At 57.0% G+C, this 14,580-nt stretch carries 15 protein-coding genes; 13 read left to right on the forward strand and 2 right to left on the reverse strand.

Features of this window, described 5'->3' with window-relative positions:
- Positions 1–156: 156 nt before the first annotated feature.
- Genes BM235_RS19510 through BM235_RS19520 form a run of 3 tightly spaced genes read left to right on the forward strand, consistent with a single transcriptional unit; the run spans position 157 to position 1,993 of the window.
- Positions 157–495 carry a hypothetical protein gene (locus BM235_RS19510; protein ID WP_090115900.1) on the forward strand — a complete coding sequence of 113 codons (339 nt, stop codon included), beginning with the start codon at positions 157–159 and terminating at the stop codon, positions 493–495.
- A 24-nt stretch (positions 496–519) separates the two neighbouring features.
- Entirely contained in the window at positions 520–1,626 is a 1,107-nt protein-coding gene (locus BM235_RS19515; protein ID WP_090115901.1) for a glycosyltransferase family 4 protein, read from the forward strand.
- Positions 1,613–1,993, forward strand: coding sequence for a hypothetical protein (locus BM235_RS19520; protein WP_090115902.1), 381 nt, complete (start codon positions 1,613–1,615; stop codon positions 1,991–1,993). The genes BM235_RS19515 and BM235_RS19520 overlap by 14 nt, the downstream gene beginning before the upstream one ends.
- On the opposite strand, the gene BM235_RS19525 is transcribed toward BM235_RS19520, so the two are convergent.
- Positions 1,963–2,883: an NAD-dependent epimerase/dehydratase family protein gene (locus BM235_RS19525; RefSeq protein WP_090115903.1), complete on the reverse strand. Its 921-nt coding sequence runs from the start codon at positions 2,881–2,883 to the stop codon at positions 1,963–1,965. The genes BM235_RS19520 and BM235_RS19525 overlap by 31 nt on opposite strands.
- Positions 2,884–3,011: 128 nt before the next feature.
- On the opposite strand from BM235_RS19525, the gene BM235_RS19530 reads away from it, so the two are divergent.
- The 9 genes from BM235_RS19530 to BM235_RS19570 all read left to right on the forward strand — a co-directional run bounded on the left by BM235_RS19530 (position 3,012) and on the right by BM235_RS19570 (position 13,316).
- The gene (locus BM235_RS19530) at positions 3,012–3,713 is read left to right on the forward strand and encodes a response regulator transcription factor (protein WP_090115904.1); all 702 of its coding nucleotides are present in this window, start codon (positions 3,012–3,014) and stop codon (positions 3,711–3,713) included.
- Positions 3,714–3,792: 79 nt separating this feature from the next.
- On the forward strand, positions 3,793–4,716 hold the full coding sequence (locus BM235_RS19535; protein WP_090115905.1) for an ATP-binding cassette domain-containing protein: 924 nt from the start codon (positions 3,793–3,795) through the stop codon (positions 4,714–4,716).
- The gene (locus BM235_RS19540; RefSeq protein WP_090115906.1) at positions 4,709–5,476 is read left to right on the forward strand and encodes an ABC transporter permease; all 768 of its coding nucleotides are present in this window, start codon (positions 4,709–4,711) and stop codon (positions 5,474–5,476) included. Before BM235_RS19535 ends, BM235_RS19540 begins: the two co-directional genes overlap by 8 nt.
- Before the next feature lie 43 nt (positions 5,477–5,519).
- Positions 5,520–6,422, forward strand: a complete 903-nt coding sequence (locus tag BM235_RS19545) for a sensor histidine kinase (RefSeq protein ID WP_090115907.1) — start codon at positions 5,520–5,522, stop codon at positions 6,420–6,422.
- Between the two features lie 151 nt (positions 6,423–6,573).
- Complete coding sequence (locus BM235_RS19550) at positions 6,574–7,797, forward strand: MFS transporter (protein WP_255374481.1); 1,224 nt, start codon at positions 6,574–6,576, stop codon at positions 7,795–7,797.
- Between the two features lie 192 nt (positions 7,798–7,989).
- Positions 7,990–9,498, forward strand: coding sequence for a hypothetical protein (locus tag BM235_RS19555; RefSeq protein WP_143106708.1), 1,509 nt, complete (start codon positions 7,990–7,992; stop codon positions 9,496–9,498).
- Positions 9,499–9,688: 190 nt separating this feature from the next.
- On the forward strand, positions 9,689–10,408 hold the full coding sequence (locus tag BM235_RS19560; protein WP_090115910.1) for a YebC/PmpR family DNA-binding transcriptional regulator: 720 nt from the start codon (positions 9,689–9,691) through the stop codon (positions 10,406–10,408).
- Positions 10,409–10,619: 211 nt separating this feature from the next.
- Entirely contained in the window at positions 10,620–11,558 is a 939-nt protein-coding gene (locus BM235_RS19565; RefSeq protein ID WP_090115911.1) for a transposase, read from the forward strand.
- Positions 11,559–12,236: 678 nt separating this feature from the next.
- Entirely contained in the window at positions 12,237–13,316 is a 1,080-nt protein-coding gene (locus BM235_RS19570; protein ID WP_255374493.1) for an ArnT family glycosyltransferase, read from the forward strand.
- Positions 13,317–13,358: 42 nt separating this feature from the next.
- On the opposite strand, the gene BM235_RS19575 is transcribed toward BM235_RS19570, so the two are convergent.
- Entirely contained in the window at positions 13,359–13,997 is a 639-nt protein-coding gene (locus tag BM235_RS19575) for a DUF1796 family putative cysteine peptidase (protein ID WP_090115913.1), read from the reverse strand.
- A gap of 188 nt (positions 13,998–14,185) precedes the next feature.
- Between BM235_RS19575 and BM235_RS19580 the strand changes: the two genes are divergently transcribed.
- On the forward strand, positions 14,186–14,569 hold the full coding sequence (locus tag BM235_RS19580) for a hypothetical protein (protein WP_090115914.1): 384 nt from the start codon (positions 14,186–14,188) through the stop codon (positions 14,567–14,569).
- The last annotated feature ends 11 nt before the right edge of the window (positions 14,570–14,580 follow it).

Raw genomic sequence — 14,580 nt, forward strand, 5'->3', positions numbered from 1 at the left:
GCATGTTTCATTTATAGTAATGCGTTCGGCGAGAGAAAGGTTTGGACGAACATCGGAGGGCGATAGCCGAATCTCGATGCGGACCCGGATAGATGCCTTAACCGAAAATACAAGCCGGAATATGGTATACCATCAAGCGAACAAGAAGGTGAATTCATGTCCGTCCTCAAGATGGAAGCCGGCGTCCAGTTGCCGATCGATTCGCGATACATTGGCGTGCTCGAAGTGGACATCGTGAACCGCGGCGCGAAGGACTTCAACATTTGGATCCAAATGTTGAATCCGGTCGGGCTCGTCTATGAGATGCTCATTAACGTCCAGGGCGGAGGGAGAAGCAAGACCCTGCAGGACATGCATACTTACGAGCAGCCTTTCACGCTGCTCATGATCACGAATACGAGGCAGTGCGATCAGATCGGAGTATCGATTCGGGTCAAAAATAACTGCCAATTGGTCGCATTATTTAACGAGGCGCATTTTGAACGGATTGATTGAAGCCGGAGGAGGTGCTCCATACCGTTGAAGCTACTATTCGCTTATTATGTGCCGAGCGGCGGCGTGGAAACGCTCAACAGGCAGCGGATCCGGGCGCTTCGCGAACGCGGGGCGGACGGACATTGCCTCTACTTCGAACCTGGAGCAGGGCTGCAGAACAGCGCGGGACTGCCGGTGACCGTCACGAGCGATGACATCGAGATCAAGCGGCTGCTGGACGCGGGACGGTTCGACGCGGTGGTCGTCACCTCCGATTATGTATCGCTCAAAAAGTTCAGCATGCTTGGTTACGACGGTCCGCTCATTCTGGAAGTCCAAGGCTTCGGGCCGAAAGCGGTCGCGCGGCGGGAACTGATGCAGGCCATCCCCTACGTTCAGCTGTACGCGTCGGCGCTGCTAAACCCGTACACGCCGCATATCGATGCGATTTTCGAGGAATTTTTTCCGCACGTACCCAAGTACCGGCTGCACAATTGCTTCGACTCGGACGCGTTCGCCTACGAATTCGCCGGCTTCGCCCCCGAGCGCGAGATCGCGTGGATCGGGCGGATCGAGGACAACAAAAACTGGCTCGAATTCCTCCTGATCGGCGCGCGCCTCATCCGGGATTTCGACAGGGGCATACGGCTGCGGATGTACGAGGATCCAGCGCTTGCGATTCCCGAGGAGCGGGAGCGCATGGAGCTATGGATCGACCGGCTCGGACTGAGAGACCGCTTGTCTTTTTTTCCTAACGTGCCGAACGCGGACATGCGCAAGCATCTTTCCTATATAGGCGACTCCGGCGGCTTTCTATGCTCCACGTCCAAGGTCGAAGGCGCCCCGTACGCGATTCTTGAGGCAATGAGCTGTCGCTGTCCGGTGCTGACGAGCGACTCGGACGGCGTATCCTCCTCGATCTATCACTGGCGGACGGGGATGTACTACAAGCTGGGCGATATCAACCAAGCCTATGAAGAGTCCGTTCGTCTCATGAGCGACAGCGGCCTTCGGGCGGCGATCCGGGACGAGGCGGCCGCGCACGTTCGAAGCCGGTTCGCGCCGCACATTTACTGCGACGGATTTCTGCAAATGGTTCGCGATTTGAACGACAGCGTCCGGAAGGGAAGGATCGGTCATGATCAAATATAAGCATAGCACCGGCACGGAGCAAGGCAGCTTCCCGCCGTTCCCGATTCGCGACGAGATCGTCCTCACGTCCGTCAGCCTGCACGGAATCGACCCCGGCGACGAGGTCGTCCTGCGCATTGAGATCGGCTGGTCCAATCCGGGCACGTTCGACATGGGCGAGCTTGAGGTGATCCTCAAAAAAGACGATCCGAATGGCGCAACGGTCGAATGGTCGCTCGAGTCTTGTTTTCTGAGCGCGGTCACCCGCCTCGAATACCGGACGACCGGAGGCATGCCGGACCAGGTTTATTATTTGTGCGTCCGTTCGACGGAAGGCCTCGCCGTCATGAACGGTCCCTACCGGTTCGAAGGCAGAGTGGAGACATAGGTCTCGGCGATTCCCGCAATGGCATCGTAAGCGGCGCTCCAACGCAGGATGCGCCGCGCCCTGCGGGGATCGAGTCGGCTGTGGCGGATATCCCCGGCTCTCGCGGGGGCGTGCCTGCGCGCGATCGGTACTCCCCTGCACTGCTCGAGCAGCCGGAGCAGTTCGTTGACCGACGTAGCGCGGCCGGTGCCGGCGTTAAGCGTCTCGCGGGCCCCGCGGTTCAGCGCGGCGAGATTGGCTGCGACGATGTCTTTGACGTAGACGAAGTCGCGCGTCTGCTCCCCGTCGCCGTGCACGACCGGCGAGTCGGCTTGACGGAGACGATCCAAAAATACGGCCACGACGCCGCCTTCTCCCTTAGGAGTCTGGCGCGGGCCGTATACGTTGCCGTATCTGAGGATCGTATAGTCAAGGCCGTGCAATTGGCCGTAGATTCGGATGTACTGCTCCGCCGTGCGCTTGGACAAGCCGTAGAACGATACCGGCTCGGCCTTGTCGCGTTCGGAGACGACCTCCTTGCCGACATTGCCGTATACGGCCGAAGTCGATGCGAAGACGATCTTCCGCGCTCCGCCTTCGCGGCAGGCGGCCAGTACGTTCAAGGTCCCCTCGACGTTGACGCTCGCGTCTTCCGCGGGATCGGCGATCGAGCGTTGGACGTCCGCCTGGGCGGCCAGATGGTAGACGATCTCCGGCCGAATGCCGGCGATGACGGCCCGCGTTTCCGAAGATCGGATATCCGCTTCGTGCAGGACGGCTCCGGCGGGCACGTTGGCGCGATAACCGGACGACAGGTTGTCGATGACGTGGACGGCCGACCCGGCGGCGAGCAGCGCTTCGGACAGGTGGGAGCCGATGAAGCCTGCGCCGCCTGTTACGGCTACGATCATGGCAGGATATCCCCTCGCTCGAATGTGGATTAATCCAATGTATGAACGAGGCCCGCGTCTTGTTATCCGCTCGCGAGCGTCATGCTATAATGTCGATAGTCTGGCTAGTCGAACAGGAGTGTCTGAAAATGGCGGATCGCCTTCATATATTGGTCGCGGAGGACGACGACGATATCAATCGGCTGCTCTGCAGCGTGCTTCGATCGAGCGGGCACGAGCCCCAGCCGGCTTATTCGGGGACGGAAGCGGAGCTTTACCTGGGGCAGCGCGAATGGGCGATGGTGCTGCTCGATCTGATGCTGCCCGGCAAACGGGGCGAAGCGCTCCTGGAGGAGATCGGCGAACGATACGGCTATCCGGTCATCGTCATCTCGGCCAAGAACGAGCGGCAATCGAAAATTTCGGCGCTTAAAACGGGCGCGGACGATTATATCACCAAGCCGTTCGACCTCGAGGAGGTCGACGCGCGCATCGATTCGGTGCTGCGCCGGCACCGGAGGCTGCCTCAGTCGCAAACGCAAGAACCGCAGCTGCTCGTCCATAAGGATCTGACGGTCGATCCAGAAGCGATAACCGCTATCGCCGGAGGCATTCAGCTGTCGTTGACTGCCCGGGAGTACGACATCCTGGCGCTGCTCCTGTCTTCGCCGAAGAAGCTGTTCGCCAAAGCGAACCTGTTCGAGAGCGTATGGGGCGAGGATTATCTCGGCGGCGGCGAAAATGTCGTCAACGTACATATGAGCAACTTGCGGAACAAGCTCGCGAGAGCGAATCCGGATGAGGAATATATCGAGACGATCTGGGGAATGGGCTATAGTCTTAAATCTTAAGCTTTTCTTATGAATCGGCTTTACCGAGTCTTATGAATCGGCCTCTACACTTGAAGACAGGAAGAGGAGGCTGAAACGAATGAATGAGTACGTGCTGCGAACGCATCAATTGACCAAACAGTACAAAAGCCAGACGGCGCTTGCCCGCGTGGATCTCTCGATTCGCCAAGGGACCATCTACGGGTTCATCGGGCAAAACGGGGCGGGCAAGTCGACGCTGATGAAGCTGGTGACGGGGCTGGCTTTTCCGACGTCCGGCTCGGTGGAGCTTTTCGGAGCCACGGGAGGCGCCGAACTCGTCAAGGCGCGCAGGCGGATGGGCGTTTCCATCGAAAATCCGGCGCTGTACCCGCAGCTGACTGCGGCCGAAAATTTGGAGGCGCATCGGCTGCAGCAAGGGATACCGGGCCGCGAGACCGTGAAACGTACGCTCGAACTGGTCGGACTGTCGGGCACGGGGAGGAAAAAGGCGAGAAACTTCTCGCTCGGCATGAAGCAGCGTCTGGCGCTCGGCGTCGCGCTGCTCGGGTCGCCCGAATTTCTCATTCTCGACGAGCCGACGAACGGGCTCGATCCGATGGGCGTCGTCGAGATGCGCGATCTGCTGACGAAGCTTAACCGGGAGATGGGCATCACGATTCTGATCTCCAGCCATATTCTAAGCGAGCTCCATCTGCTGGCCACGCATTATGGCATCATTCACAAAGGAAAGCTGCTAGAGCAGCTGACGAGCAGGGAGCTTCAGGAAAAGTGCAGGCAGTTCATTCATATCAAGGTCGATCGCCCGGAACGAGCCGCGGCCGTTATCGAGCGGGAGCTGGCGACGACTGCGTTCGAGGTGACGAACGACGGCTCCATCCGTTTGTTCTCGTATTTGGATCGTCCGGCGGCGGTCTCCGCGACGCTCGTCGGAGAGGGGCTCGCGCTCGAGCAGTTCATGCCGATGGGCGAGGACCTGGAGAGCTACTTCGCCTCGCGGATCGGAGGCGGCGAACATGCTTAATCTGCTGCGTTCCGAATGGTACAAGCTGCTGCGCAACCGTTCGTTTTGGCTGCTGCTGTCTCTGTTGTTCGTCTCCGCGACGGCTTACGTGCTGCTCAACTATTTCGACGACCCGAACGACGGGGGCGCGCTCTCCGGGACGACCGGCCTCGACATGCTGACCGCGGCGATGGGCGGCAACAATTACATCATCAAGATCGGACTTAGCGTCTTGGCGGGCTTTTATATATCGAGCGAATACGCGACGGGGACGATCAAACGGGCAGTCGCTTCCGGTTACAGCCGCGCCAAGTATATTACGGCGAAAATGATTGTTTTTATATTCGGTTCCATGCTGGCCGCGCTCGTATTTCCGGTCGTGAATCTTGCGCTTGGCGCCATGTTTTTCGGTATTGGGGAGATTCCTGGCGTGTCGGAGACGGGATTTATCCTTAAATCCTTTGCGCTGACGCTTGCGTTCGCAGCCGCCTTCGCAGCCGTGACGGGCGCTATCGCGACGCTGCTGACGGAAAGCGGCAAGACGATCGGCTTCGCGTTCGTATTCTATTTTTTCGCGGACGGACTGTACGTCATGGCGGGGCGACATCTTCCGTTCGTCGAGACGCTATACGAGCATTCGATATTTAACTTGATTAATCATTATGCGGATCCCGAGATGAGCGCATCCCGATTCGCTGAGAGTCTTTACGTTCCGGCGCTGGTCGCCATCGTTTTCGCAGCCATCGCCGTCGCGGTTTTCAGACGCAAGGAGATCAAGTAAAGACACCCGAAGTAACGGCGCACCAAAGGAAGGAGGCAGGAACATGCCGCTCGCCGTCATTATTGTCGCAGGGTTGGCGGCAGCGCTCTGCCTGCTGCGCCTGCTATTGTTCAAAAGAGAGATACGCGGGCTAACCAAGCAGCTGCGGCAGTATAATGAAGGCGAGTTCGCCGGGAAGCTCGCGATCGGCATGCCGGATCGCGACATGGAGGCGCTGGCGGCCGAGGTCAACCGGCACACGGATTTGATCGTTCGGGCGAATGCCGAACGCAGGCGCACCGAAGAGGAGCTCAGGCAGGCGGTCGCCAATATCTCGCATGACCTGCGAACGCCGCTAACGTCTATTTTCGGATACGTTCAGCTGCTCGATTCCCGGGAATTGTCGGTCGAGGAGCGTGACGAAGCGCTTGGCGTCATCCGCAAGCGGACGTTGCGACTCCAGGCTTTGCTGAACGATTTTTACGAATTGGCGATGATCGATTCGACGGACTATGCCTTGAAGCCGACGAAGCTAAGGCTCGACAAGCTATTGCCCGAGATTCTGATGGGCTTCCACGACCAGATGACGGAAAAGGGGCTCGCGCCGTCGTTCGAATTGGACGCGCGGAGCATCGAGGTCCGAGCCGACGAATCCGCGCTGCGAAGAGTGGTTGAAAATCTTGTCGTCAATGCGATCAAGCATGCTCGCGGCAAGCTTGACGTCCGATTGGAGGTCCGTTCGGACTCGGCGGTCTTCACGCTGGCGAACGAAGCTCTGCAGCTGCGCGGCACGGATACGGAGCTGTTGTTCAACCGCTTTTATATGGCGGATGCGTCCCGTTCGGGGATCGCTTCCGGCCTGGGGCTGTCGATCGCGCGCGGCCTGATGAGCAAGATGGGGGGCTCCTTGAACGCAGAGATGCGCGGGGATACGCTTTGCTTGATATGCAAGTGGCAGTTGATTTGAATCGGCCGGCTCAGCCGGCTTTTTTTGCGCCGTTAAGCCGTGGCAGAATGGCGTCATGCATGGATCGAGCGAAAGTTGCAAACAGTATGCGAGGACAAATGCCTTGATACCGGCTCGACGACTAACGACGATGAGGAGAAGGTTGCCGAAAATGAAGCAGGCCAAAGACCGTAGACAAACTGCGGCACTCCTTGCGCTATCCTCCATCCCGCTAATCATGACATTGGGAAATTCCATGCTGATCCCCGTGCTCCCTGCGATCGAGCGGGCGCTCGGCATTTCCGCGCTTCAATCGAGCTTGGTAATTACGGTCTATTCGATTATGGCGATCATTTTGATTCCCGTAGCCGGATATTTGTCCGACCGGGTCGGACGCAAGCGAATCATTATCCCGAGCCTGATCTTGGCGGCTGCCGGCGGCGGCGTCTGCATCTGGGCGGCGGGGATGAACAGCTACGGCCTGCTGCTCGCCGGGCGCGCGCTCCAGGGAATCGGCGCGGCAGGCGCCATGCCGATCGTGCTGCCGCTCGTCGGCGACATGTTCAAGGACGAAGAGCAGATTAGCACGGGTCTTGGACTCATCGAGACGTTCAATACGTTCGGAAAAGTACTTAGTCCGATTCTCGGTTCGGCGCTGGCCCTCATCGCGTGGCGGACGCCATTCTGGTCGATTCCCGTGCTTTGCGCGGTTTCCATCGTCCTTGTAGCGTGGCTCGTCCGTTCGCCGAAAACGGACAAGAAGGAGAAGCCGCCGAGCCCCAAAGCGTTTCTCCGCACCGTGTGGAAGCTGTACAAAGAAAAGGCCCGCTGGCTAACGGCTTTGTTTATCGTCATTTGCTTTACCATGTTTATCCTTTTCGGCCTTTTGTTTTATTTGTCCGAGACGCTCGAAAAGGAGCACCATATGAAGGGAATCATTAAAGGGCTGGTGCTGGCCATTCCCCTTGCCGTTCTCTGCGCGGCATCGTTCGCCGCTGGCAAATGGATCGGCAGACGTAAAAAATTGATGAAATGGACCGTTACGGTCGGTTTCTTCATCACGGCGTTGGCCGTAGCGGGTTGTCTGGTGTGGGACGTTACGGTGTGGCGTATTTCCCTCCTCAGCGCGGCTGGACTCGGAATCGGAGCAGCATTGCCCTGTTTGGACGCTTTTGTTACCGAAGGTATCGAAAAAGAGCAGCGCGGCTCGATCAGCTCGTTTTACAGCAGTATGCGCTTCGTCGGCGTAGCGGGCGGTCCGCCCGCGGCTTCCGTACTGATGCAGCAGTCCGTATCGTTGTTTTTTTGGGTCATGGTTGTTTGCGCCTTTGCGGCCGCGCTTCTGACGATGTTTTTAATTCGCCCAAAGGAAGACCCGCAGCCCGCGAAGGCTTGATTGGCCATACCTTTTCCAACGTTTTTCCCGAGGAGGTCCGTCAGGACCTCTGATTGGCGTTTGCCGCGGATTGCGACGGGGTAAAAGAGGCCATTCCGACCGTATCATTCGCAAGGAGGGAAGCGAATCGTGATGAGCGACGAACATCTCTCTTCATCAGATCTCGATCCGAAGAATTGGGATTGGAGCCCCATGTTGAAAGATCGACCGTTCGAGGCTTCGGACGCCGCCAAGCTCGTGCAAATCGGCAATATCGACCGGCAGCGTGACGCCGAGGAGCTCCGCTGGCTGCTTCAAGGCGTCCGGCGCGAAATCGGATTTTACGATGCCATTTATCCCGACGCACCGTTCGAGCGTGAGTTGGCGGCTGCCTTCGCGCGGCAGGTGGATAAACTCGACGGTCGAGCGGAATCTTTTATCGAACAACCGGCTGCCTGTACTTGGGACGCTTATTTGACCTTAAAGTACGAGATCCGCAAGCTATACAAGCAGCTAGGCGGCATCGTATCGGGCAGCGACTGGCAGACGCCCGGCAAGCAATCTCACGCGGGGCGGCAGACGCTCGCCGACGAAGCGGGCTTCGCGCAAGAGGAAGAGGGAACCTACCAGCGCTGTTACGGCAGCGAGGCGGTAAAAGAATACGAGGATGCCGCGATGCGAGCATTCTACGGCATTCCCGACCGGTTAAGGAGCCGCAGCTCGCTCTTGTTGACGACATCCGGCATGAAAGCGTTGGAGCTCGCCATCGCAGCTTATCGATCGTTTGCGGGCGAGCGTCTGCCTTGCGTCCTCCAGTCCGGCTTCTACGGCGAAGGCATCGAACTCGCACGCACGCTGCTGGACGACGTCCAGGAAGCAGGTCCGGACGACATTTACGCGATACTTGAGACGTCTCAGCCTGTCGGCTGTTTGATCGTCGATCCCGGACAATGCTGGCCGATCAAGCCGCCGGTCGACCTGCGAAGGCTATTCGATTGTTTACGTCGTCACCGGCCGTACAGGCAAGAGCTTCTGTTCGTCATCGTGGACAGGACGCTCACCGGCATCGCCAACCCGATGTTCGAGCGATATGCGGACAGCTTGCCTTCGCATATCATTCTTGTGAGCGTAGAGAGCGGGATCAAGTATTTACAGTATGGCTTCGACCTTGCCAATGTCGGCTATCTGGTCGCCAGCGGGCAACCGATGGCAGAGGAGACGCATCGATCCCGCTGGATCGACCTGCTGTCCATTATCGATGCCGGCGCCAGCCCGCTTGACGTCCGTCAGCTGCCGGCTCCCGACTTCGCTACGGTCTCAGCGCGACTCGTCCGCCTAAATCGAAACGCGCACTGGCTGAACGCGTTTTTGCAATATCTTCAAACCCAAGGCAGGATCAAGGATTTTAATTTATCCGTAAAAGCTTCGGACGAGTATTTGCTCGAGGGACAGCATTGGATCGGCACCGTATTCTACATCAGGCTGCATGGAGAGCTATCCGAGCAGGCTTATCAGAATCGCATCGATGCTTGCGCCGCTGCGGCACCGTCCGGCATGCATCTGATCTCAGGAGGCAGCTTCGGTTTCGATTCGCTCAGGCTGAACGCGATTCACGGAGATGCGCCCGAGGAAAACGCGCTCCGGCTATCGGCCGGCAGAGCGCCGCTCGATCAGCTGATGGCGTCCATGCGCGTTCTCGCCGAACTGCTATTGCATCCTTAAGCCGGTGGTCCGTGCATAATAGGCGGAAGTTTGCGAACGATAACCTAAATCCGCTATTGGGATTCCTGCATACTAGGCTGATTGGCGCAATATGCGCGCCGAGCGGCGCGTCCAAGCTTGACATTCGCATACCGTCCTATCAGAATATTGCCTAAGTGGCTTTTTATATCGATATAAGGCAGGTAGAAGCATGGGACGCAAATGGAACAACATTAAAGAAAAGAAAGCCTCCAAGGACGCGAATACAAGTCGCGTATATGCCAAGTTCGGCGTCGAGATTTACGTAGCGGCCAAGAAGGGCGAGCCGGATCCGGAAGCGAATCGCGCGCTCAAGGTCGTACTTGAACGTGCGAAGACATACAACGTACCCAGAGCGATCATCGACAGGGCGCTCGACAAAGCGAAGGGATCGTCAGAGGAGAGCTACTCCGAGCTGAGATACGAAGGCTTCGGTCCTAGCGGTTCGATGGTGATCGTCGATGCCCTCACGAACAACGTCAACCGAACGGCTTCGGCCGTCCGCGCGGCGTTCAGCAAGAACGGCGGCAACATGGGCGTGAACGGTTCCGTCGCCTATATGTTCGACGCATCCGCGGTTATCGGCGTCTCCGGCAAGACCGCTGACGAGGTGATCGACTTGATGCTCGAAGCGGACGTCGACGTCCGCGACGTCGTCGAAGAAGACGATACCGTCATCGTTTACGCCGATCCCGAACAGTTCCATGCCGTGCAGGAGGCGTTCAAGCAAGCCGGCATCTCCGAATTTGCCGTCGCCGAGCTCTCGATGATCCCGCAGAACTACGTGACGCTGACCGAAGACGCGCAGGCACAATTCGAGAAAATGCTTGATGCGATCGAAGATCTCGAAGACGTTCAGCAGGTTTATCATAATGTCGATACCGAAGAGTGAACATCGTTAAAGCCTAAACCCGCGCAAGCGGGTTTTATTTATTTCCGCTGCCGGCAGCCTGCGTTTTCTCGTTTGTCGCTACGGTACGCAACTCCCCATTTCACAGATTAGCACGATAATCCCCTTCGAACAGGGAAAACAGAGATTTGCGCTCCGTGGAATAAAAAGGTACAATGGGAACATATGATCTTGTTTGGGCGGGGGGAATAGGATGAGCGTTTCAAACCGTTTGTGCGAGCAGGCGCCGACTTTTTGCGAAGAAGATTGCGAGACTGCCCTTTTTCGTGCGAAGTGGCCTGACGGCTTTCGTTGTCCGCGTTGCGGGGGACTCGACTTTTATCGAATTGTTTCCCGCGGCCGCCGGTTGTTTGAGTGCAGCTCATGCGCCCGTCAAACTTCGCTCACGGCGGGTACGATTTTAGAAGGCACCCGTACGCCGCTCGTCAAATGGTTTCAAGCGTCGTATCTGATGCAGACAGGTATCTCGGCTAAGCTGTTGGCGGAGCTTATCCAGGTTACTTACAAGACGGCTTGGCTCATCAATCACAAGCTTCGCTACGCGATCCAAGTGCACGACGAAGGCCGTCTCCTTGCGGGGGATCTTCAACTGTTGGGGGATTTTTACGCGCGGCCGGCGACGAACAGACCGTCAGATCCGTTAACTTACCGGGATGAACCGGCCGTTGCGGGCGCTTCGATCGATGCGGAGAGCGGTGGGCTTGCGGAGGTTAAAATTAAAAGATTGTCCGCGAGGTCATTCAATCGTCGTACGTTCGACGTCGATTCGTTCGGCGCGTTTTTATGGCGGCATGCGGTGGACGACCGTGCAGGATATCGGCGCATCGAGATCGTCAAAGCGTCGGGAAGCGCCGGCGTGACGGAGCTGGGAGCAGTATGGCGCGGCGCCATCCGTTGGCTGGCGCGGACGTTCGGAGGCATCGGGCCTAAGCATCTACAGGCCTATTTGGACGAATACTGCTTTCGCATGAACGTAAAGACGGACGGCTATAATACGTTGCTGTCCCTCTGCGGCCGGATCGGCACCATTACGCAACCCGAGCTCGTGCGCAAGAGGCTCGGCGTCCGCTCCGTCCGTTTTACCGGTCTAAAGCATTCTGCGCAGCTGTCTCGTTCGCTCTGCGTTTCTTGATCTAGGACCGAGTTTCGTCTTTCATGTACCTTTGCTATCCTTATCGACTTGCGATTTTGAGTAACGCATTAGTCGCCACCGGCAGAAGCGGAAACAGAAGCGGCGAACAATCGCTTTTTCATTCATCCTGTGCGAAGGGGATATCGTTAAAATGCGAGAAAAAGCGTGTATTTGTCCTGGATTTAAACGAAATTCACGCGCTAAGCGAACGCAGAATGATTTCTAATAGGGTGGTTAGTGTGATAGACTCCAATAGAAGATGGGCGCGGGCGGAATGATATCGCTTATGCGCCATTGGGAGTGTCATGCATGTATGGAGCGCGATTGTTTCTGACTATTGGAAGCTTGTTTATGGCGGTTGTTTTTATATCGTCGTTCATATTTACGGTAGATGCCTACGGTTCTTTTGCGCAGACGCTTGCATCGACCGTTTGTTGCGCACTTGTAGCTTTGCTGATCGCGCATGTGCTGAACCGGCGGCTGGGGCGAAGGACGTTTCTCGTTTTGCTCGCCGTGGCCGGTCTGGGCGTTCGGATCGGATGGATTTGGTTTAACAATATGGTGCCCCGCTCTGATTTCCTGTTTTTGTATGAAGCGGCGCGCGAGGCTGCGGCAGGAAAATTCGGATTTGCGGATTCGGCTTATTTTACGAGTTTTCCCTATCAGCTCGGCTTTACGATGTACGAGGCCGCGATCATTCGCCTATTCGGCGATTCTATATTCGTTTTAAAGGTTATTGGCGCTCTGTTTAATATGGGAACCGCCGTTATCCTTTATTTTACGGGGGCTCGTTTATTCAACGAGACTTGCGGGAGAATCGCGGCGTGTTTTTACGCTTTTTATTTGCCGAATATTTTGATGTGTTCCGTGCTTACGAATCAGCACCTGTCCGTGTTTTTGTTTTTCCTGGGATGCTCGCTCTTATTGAAACGCAGAGGATCGCTGCTGTCGTGGTTGTGGGCGGGGCTCGCGATCGGAATCGGTCAATTGATCCGGCCGATCGGCGTGGTTTATCTGACTGGCATCGCACTGTTCGCTATGCTAGAGGTGTGGAAAAAGCTGCGCGAGGGAAGAAGGCGGAAAGCTTGGCGGCAAGCGGGCATGCTGCTCGCCATGATCGGGATCTATGCCGCGATTCAATGGTCCGCGAACGCATCGCTTCAGAACGCGGGTATTACGCAACGCGCCTTGTCGGATGGAGATAAGTATTGGAAGTTCATGGTAGGGCTTAATGCGGACGCCAATGGCGGTTGGAACAAAGAGGACGCCCAATATGCCAACGGCTTTGCGTTCGGCGACGAACGGCATGATGCGGAGCTTCAGCGAATCAAGGAAAGGCTTGAAAACAAAACGCAAGTGGCGGCGTTGATGGGCAGGAAGCTGGCGCTGATGTGGGGCAGCGGGGACTCGTCGGCCTATTGGAGCCTTGAAGGGTCCGGTCACAGCCAGCTTGAGCGTTCGCTTAGCATGGCCGAACGACCGCAATACGTCGTGTTTTGCGGCTTTGCGCTGTTTGCGTTACTTGCGCTTTGGAGAGCCGGCATGTACAGAGGGCCTCTGCTGTATATCTTGCTGCTGCTAATCTATGCGGGCGCGCACCTGGCGATCGAGATTCAGACGCGCTATCGGCTCGATTTGCTCCCGGCGGTCATGCTGCTCGTAAGTTATGGCGTCTGGCAGACTTACGGCTCGTTACGAAAGGCAGCGGCGTCTTTCGGTGAAACGTCCAAAGATACTGCAGGCGGATTTGGGGCTTGAAAGAAAAGAGCATGGCAATTAGCCATGCTCTTTTTTTCGCGCTCAGTCAAGTTCCCGATAGCATATGTCGCTCAGCATATAGCTCCAGTAATCATGGTTGCCGTTCCAGACGGATTCATGGTCTCCCGGCAGCTCCACCGAACAAACGCGTGCAAGCGGCCAGTCGGTCTCCTTGAGCGTCTTCGTGCTCGTCTCGCTTACGTGGAGCAGGTTGTAATCGTGCGAGACGAATTCATCGAGCGTATCCCGCAGCTCCTTGACTTCATCGAAGGTGCCTCCGCACCGGACGAATAGTAGGCGTTTGCCGTTAGCTGCGCGCTCCAGCAGCCTTGCCCGCTGGCGATCGTACTTCGTCTTGACGTAGGCATACATCTCAAGATTAACGGGATCGTTTTGATGCGCGAAAAAGTCGTGATTGGAGATTACGTTATAGGCGGTTTCTTTGACAAGATGGTGGGTACCGCCGAACGTATGCTCGAATCGTAAATGGCCGCGCTCCATGAAGCCCTCGCCGCGGTTGCGCAAGAACCGGCTGATGTCGGGCAGCGTATAGGAGGCGACAAAATCGATCGGGCCGGCGAAAGGCCGCAGTCCGTTTCGTTCCAGCTGAATTGCGGTCAAGCACAGCCAACCTAGACTAAATATACCATCGTAATCACCCTTGATATCGGCTAGCCGCATGCCGATTCCTCCTTCGGAACGTCGCCCTCTCCTAACAGTGAATGCCGGATGAAGTCTTATGGTATGGATGAAAGGAAGGGGAAGAAAGCCGCTTGTAAAGGATACTGTCGTTTTTGCAGCCCTGTCCATCGCCATAACGAATTCATAACTTGAAGGGAAGGGGAGAAGGGTTTCAGGGGAGGTGCGATATGAAGCAAAGGGTAGAAAGCGGCGCCGCGAAGGACAGCTTTCCGAGTTTCGCCGTGCAGGACGAAATCGTCCTGACCGCGGTGCAGGTGCAGCAAGTGGAGCCGACGGACGAGATCAGGATCGGCATCGAGATCGGATGGGACAATTCAGGCGTTTGGGACATGGGAGAGCTCGAGATCATGCTTCGAAAAGGAGGGCCGGACGGGGAAGTCGTGGAATGGTCGCTAGAGTCGTGCTTCGCGAGCGCCTTAACGAAGCTCACATACAAGGCGGTCGGGGGCGAACGATCGCAGACGTTCTATTTAACCGTGCGTTCGCCGCATGGGCGCGCGGTCATTAGGGGGCCTTATTGGCTGAAAGCAAGCGTCCGCGACGTTCGCTAAAAAGCCGCCGA

This window comes from Cohnella sp. OV330, from assembly GCF_900112065.1.
Taxonomy (GTDB): domain Bacteria; phylum Bacillota; class Bacilli; order Paenibacillales; family Paenibacillaceae; genus Cohnella.

Excerpts from the sequence above, each read along its gene's own strand:
- BM235_RS19530 (WP_090115904.1), top strand. The coding sequence starts at position 3,012 with ATGGCGGATCGCCTTCATATATTGGTCGCGGAGGACGACGACGATATC.
- BM235_RS19560 (WP_090115910.1), top strand. The coding sequence starts at position 9,689 with ATGGGACGCAAATGGAACAACATTAAAGAAAAGAAAGCCTCCAAGGAC.
- BM235_RS19580 (WP_090115914.1), top strand. The coding sequence starts at position 14,186 with ATGAAGCAAAGGGTAGAAAGCGGCGCCGCGAAGGACAGCTTTCCGAGT.
- BM235_RS19575 (WP_090115913.1), bottom strand. The coding sequence starts at position 13,997 with ATGCGGCTAGCCGATATCAAGGGTGATTACGATGGTATATTTAGTCTA.
- BM235_RS19550 (WP_255374481.1), top strand. The coding sequence starts at position 6,574 with ATGAAGCAGGCCAAAGACCGTAGACAAACTGCGGCACTCCTTGCGCTA.
- BM235_RS19545 (WP_090115907.1), top strand. The coding sequence starts at position 5,520 with ATGCCGCTCGCCGTCATTATTGTCGCAGGGTTGGCGGCAGCGCTCTGC.
- BM235_RS19535 (WP_090115905.1), top strand. The coding sequence starts at position 3,793 with ATGAATGAGTACGTGCTGCGAACGCATCAATTGACCAAACAGTACAAA.
- BM235_RS19565 (WP_090115911.1), top strand. The coding sequence starts at position 10,620 with ATGAGCGTTTCAAACCGTTTGTGCGAGCAGGCGCCGACTTTTTGCGAA.
- BM235_RS19520 (WP_090115902.1), top strand. The coding sequence starts at position 1,613 with ATGATCAAATATAAGCATAGCACCGGCACGGAGCAAGGCAGCTTCCCG.
- BM235_RS19510 (WP_090115900.1), top strand. The coding sequence starts at position 157 with ATGTCCGTCCTCAAGATGGAAGCCGGCGTCCAGTTGCCGATCGATTCG.
- BM235_RS19555 (WP_143106708.1), top strand. The coding sequence starts at position 7,990 with ATGTTGAAAGATCGACCGTTCGAGGCTTCGGACGCCGCCAAGCTCGTG.
- BM235_RS19525 (WP_090115903.1), bottom strand. The coding sequence starts at position 2,883 with ATGATCGTAGCCGTAACAGGCGGCGCAGGCTTCATCGGCTCCCACCTG.
- BM235_RS19570 (WP_255374493.1), top strand. The coding sequence starts at position 12,237 with ATGTACGAGGCCGCGATCATTCGCCTATTCGGCGATTCTATATTCGTT.
- BM235_RS19540 (WP_090115906.1), top strand. The coding sequence starts at position 4,709 with ATGCTTAATCTGCTGCGTTCCGAATGGTACAAGCTGCTGCGCAACCGT.